The 3973-nt window shown below is 40.8% G+C and carries 4 protein-coding genes; all 4 read left to right on the top strand.

Going from position 1 to position 3973, the window contains the following annotated elements:
* Window positions 1-331: 331 nt before the first annotated feature.
* On the top strand, window positions 332-1384 hold the full coding sequence (locus AC1DRQ_RS29930; protein ID WP_477429542.1) for a hypothetical protein: 1053 nt from the start codon (window positions 332-334) through the stop codon (window positions 1382-1384).
* A gap of 11 nt (window positions 1385-1395) precedes the next feature.
* Complete coding sequence (locus AC1DRQ_RS29925; protein ID WP_429399334.1) at window positions 1396-2220, top strand: cytidylyltransferase domain-containing protein; 825 nt, start codon at window positions 1396-1398, stop codon at window positions 2218-2220.
* A gap of 13 nt (window positions 2221-2233) precedes the next feature.
* Window positions 2234-3097: a transketolase gene (locus AC1DRQ_RS29920; protein WP_477429539.1), complete on the top strand. Its 864-nt coding sequence runs from the start codon at window positions 2234-2236 to the stop codon at window positions 3095-3097.
* 2 nt (window positions 3098-3099) lie between these two features.
* Window positions 3100-3973 (top strand): transketolase family protein (locus AC1DRQ_RS29915; RefSeq protein WP_477429537.1); only part of this gene is annotated, 874 nt, incomplete at its 3' end.

Genomic DNA, 3973 nt, shown 5'->3' with positions numbered 1-3973 from the left:
CTACTTGACTGTGGTGTCGACCTGATCAATACCGATAAACTCCCCGAACTCAAAAATTTCCTAACCAGACGTATCGCCTTTTCTGCAAGTGTAAAATAGAGAACTTATGTTTTTTATTAAACATTAAGTTTAAACTGCAGTGATGTATAATTAATTATTTCATAACCTAAAATTAGCATTATCTAAAAGTAACAGACATACTTTTAATTCATCGTGCTAACTTATAAATATGGTTATATTATTATAAATATTTTATATCCTCAATAAACACAGCATACAACACTTTGCAGAAAATATTTGCCTGTTAAACAAATTAGTGATCAAACTATAAATGCAGAAAATACTGTTTATTACCGGTTCTGTAAACCAAACATCACAAATGCACCAGATAGCAACAGAACTCCCGGAGTTTGATTGCTGGTTTAGCCAATTGTTTACAGACAACCGAATATTAAACCTGCTTATAAACCATACTTCGTTACTTAAAGGAACGGTATTATCAGGCCAGTTCAGAACAAGCGCTGAAGATTATCTGAGACGCCACAACCTGCAAATTGATTTTGGTGCCCAGTTAAACAGTTATGACCTTGTAGTTTTTTGCTCAGATTTAGTGGTGCCTTCACGCCTGCAAGAATATAAAACCATATGGGTACAGGAAGGCATGGTTGATAAATATACCTTATTGAGCAAGCTGGTAAAAATGCTTAGGCTACCTCCTTTTTTTTGCGGGAATACCTCATTAAACGGTTCCTCAAACGTGTGTGATATTTATTGTGTTGCATCGTATGGTTATGAACAATTCTTTATTGAAAAAGGAGCTGACAGCAAAAAAACGGTAGTAACCGGTATGCCCAATTATGATAACCTGAAACAGTTTTTAAATAATGATTTTCCGCATCGTGATTATGTAATGGTAGCCACGACTGATATGCGCGAAACATACCGGGTTGAAAACCGGCCCGCTTTTATTAAAAAAGCGGTACAAATAGCCAATGGCAGGCAAATGCTTTTTAAGCTTCACCCCAATGAAAATGTTAAGCGCGCCGAAAGGGAGATCCGTAAACATGCTCCGGCCGCAACCATGGTATTTAGTTCAGGCAATACCCAGCACATGATCGCCAATTGCAGCGAATTAATTACCCAGTATTCAACAGTGGTATACACAGGTATTGCTTTAGGTAAAAAAGTTCATTCCTGGTTTAATCTGGAACAACTAAAAAAGCTTGCCCCACTTCAAAACGGGGCCAGTTCGGCTAAAAACATAGCCCAAATATGCCGTGAGTATATTAACCATACCCACCATAAACAGCATTTTAATCCTCAGGAAGCATTAAACAATAAAGTATCACAAATTTTAAACGACGATTTATTGATAAACTATTAATACATATATAAATGGCAGATAAAGTGTTGATCATTGTACAGGCGCGTATGGCATCGAGCCGTTTACCTGGTAAAGTAATGTTACCCGTAGTGGATAAAAGCCTGTTGGCTTTAATGATAGAGCGGTTGCAGATGATAAAGCATAAGGCAACCATAGTTATAGCCACTACTGTTAGTCCCGATGATGACATCATTGTAGATGAAGCTGATATGCTGAATGTCCCTTATTACCGGGGCGATCAGTATAACCTGCTCGACCGTCATTATCAGGCTGCTCTATTACATGATGCAGATGTTGTATTAAAGATCCCTTCTGATTGCCCGCTGATAGATCCATGCATTATAGATGATGTGCTTACCTATTATTTTAAACATAAAGGCATGTATGATTATGTAAGCAATCTGCATCCGGCAACCTATCCCGATGGCAACGATGTAGAGATCATGACGATGGATTGTTTAAAACAAACCTGGAAAAACGCGGATAAAAGTATGGAACTGGAACATACAACTCCTCATATATGGGAAAACCCTCAACTGTTCAGTATTGGTAATGTAACCTGGGAAACTGGTTTGGATTATTCCATGTCGCATCGTTTTACTATTGATTACCTGGAAGATTATCATTTTATAAAAACAGTATTTGAAGAGCTTTATCATCAAAATAAAAAATTTTCCTGTCTTGATATCATCAGGTTGCTCCACCGGAAGCCCGATATCTACCAGATCAATGCAGAATATGCCGGCGTTAATTGGTACCGTCATCATTTAAACGAATTGAAAACTATAAACCCGGGACAAACCCGGGAAATATCCGGGTTCCTTTTAGATACATAAAAAAATATAATTTGTGGAAAATAAAAAACATCAATACCACGAAACAGAAGCTATAGCCCTAAAGGTTAGGGAACATATTGTTCGTATGTCAACAGCTGGCGGCTGTTTCACCGGCGCTTCTCTGTCTGCGGTCGATCTTGTTGTATATCTTTATACGGAGTTTTTAAATGTTACTCCGTTCAATTTAAACGACCCCAACCGCGATTACCTGTTCCTGTCCAAAGGGCATGATGTACCGGCATTGTATGGCACACTGGCCGAACTGGGTTTCCTGAAAAAAGAAAGACTTGAAAAGCACCTTTCTTTGGATGATTACATTTACTGGCATCCAAATACCAATATCCCGGGAATTGAATTTCACTCAGGCTCATTGGGTCATTTACCATCGGTAGCACTTGGCGTAGCTATGGATCTGAAGATCTGTGGCAGCGATAATAAAGTGGTATGCATCATGGGCGATGGCGAGCTGAATGAAGGTTCCTGCTGGGAATCTGTCCTGGTAGCCAATGCTTATGGTTTAGACAATCTGATCTTTGTGATAGACCGCAATCATTTTCAAGCCAATATGCGCACAGAGGATCTGATCCCCCTGGAACCCCTTGTGCAAAAATTTGAATCATTTGGGGCTGCAGTTAAACGCATAAACGGACATGATTATACTGCACTGCATAATGCCTTTAGCTCCTATCCTTTTCAAAAAGGGAAACTCAATGTAGTAATTGCCGATACCGTTAGAGGCAAAGGATTACCGAGCATAGAAGAGCGGGCCGACCGGTGGTTCTGCAATTTCTCGGCCGGTGAAATTGACCAGCTTTTACTGGAATTGCACGGGGAGCATACTACTTCATTAACATCAGAAACTTTAATTGTCAGATAATCATGACCTACGAAGAATTATTAACAGCAATAGCCCTGAACGATGAACAGGTAATAGTGATGACAGCCGAGAACCGCGCACTGGTGCGTAACCTGCCCGCTGTTTTAGGCAAGCGTTTTATTGATACCGGTATTACCGAACAAACCATGATAGGTGCGGCCGCTGGTTTGGCGTTGCGCAACCGTATTCCTATAGTACATGCATTGGCTGCTTTTTTAACCATGCGTTCATTTGAGTTTGTACGTACCGATTTAGGTATCGCCAATTTGCCCGTTAAACTAAGTGGTTTTATACCCGGCTTTTTATCAGATGCTAACGGCCCTACCCACCAGGCCATTGAAGATATATCTATTATGCGGGGCATCCCAAACGTAACCGTATTTGCCCCTGCCGATGAAGACGATCTTGTAAAAATGTTACCGCAGATCTGGCAATCCCCTAACCCGGCTTATACGCGTATCAACACCCGCAAAACTGGTTACGAGCATGAGCCATTTGAACTGGGAAAGGCCGAGGTTGTTTCGGCAGGTACCGATGTAACTATTTTAACCTATGGGCTGATGTTTGAACAGGCGCTGATAGCGGTTGATATATTAAAAAACGAAGGACTTTCAGTCGGCCTGGTGAATATGCGCAGCCTTAAACCGGTAGATGAGCAGGTTATATTGCAAACGGCCGCCACCAGCGAACTGGTTGTTACCCTTGAAGATCATTTTTTAACCGGCGGGCTATTTACCATAGTAGCCGAAGTGCTGTTAAAAAATCAAGCATCCGCCAAAGTGCTGCCCATCGCTTTAAACGAAAAATGGTTCAAACCGGCATTATTGCCCGATGTATTGCAACACACTGGTTTTACCGGAAAACAGATAGCCGAAA

Source organism: Mucilaginibacter sp. P4_E8, assembly GCF_056401495.1.
Note: the sequence above shows the minus strand (reverse complement) of the source record. Positions and strands in the feature narration are given on the sequence as shown.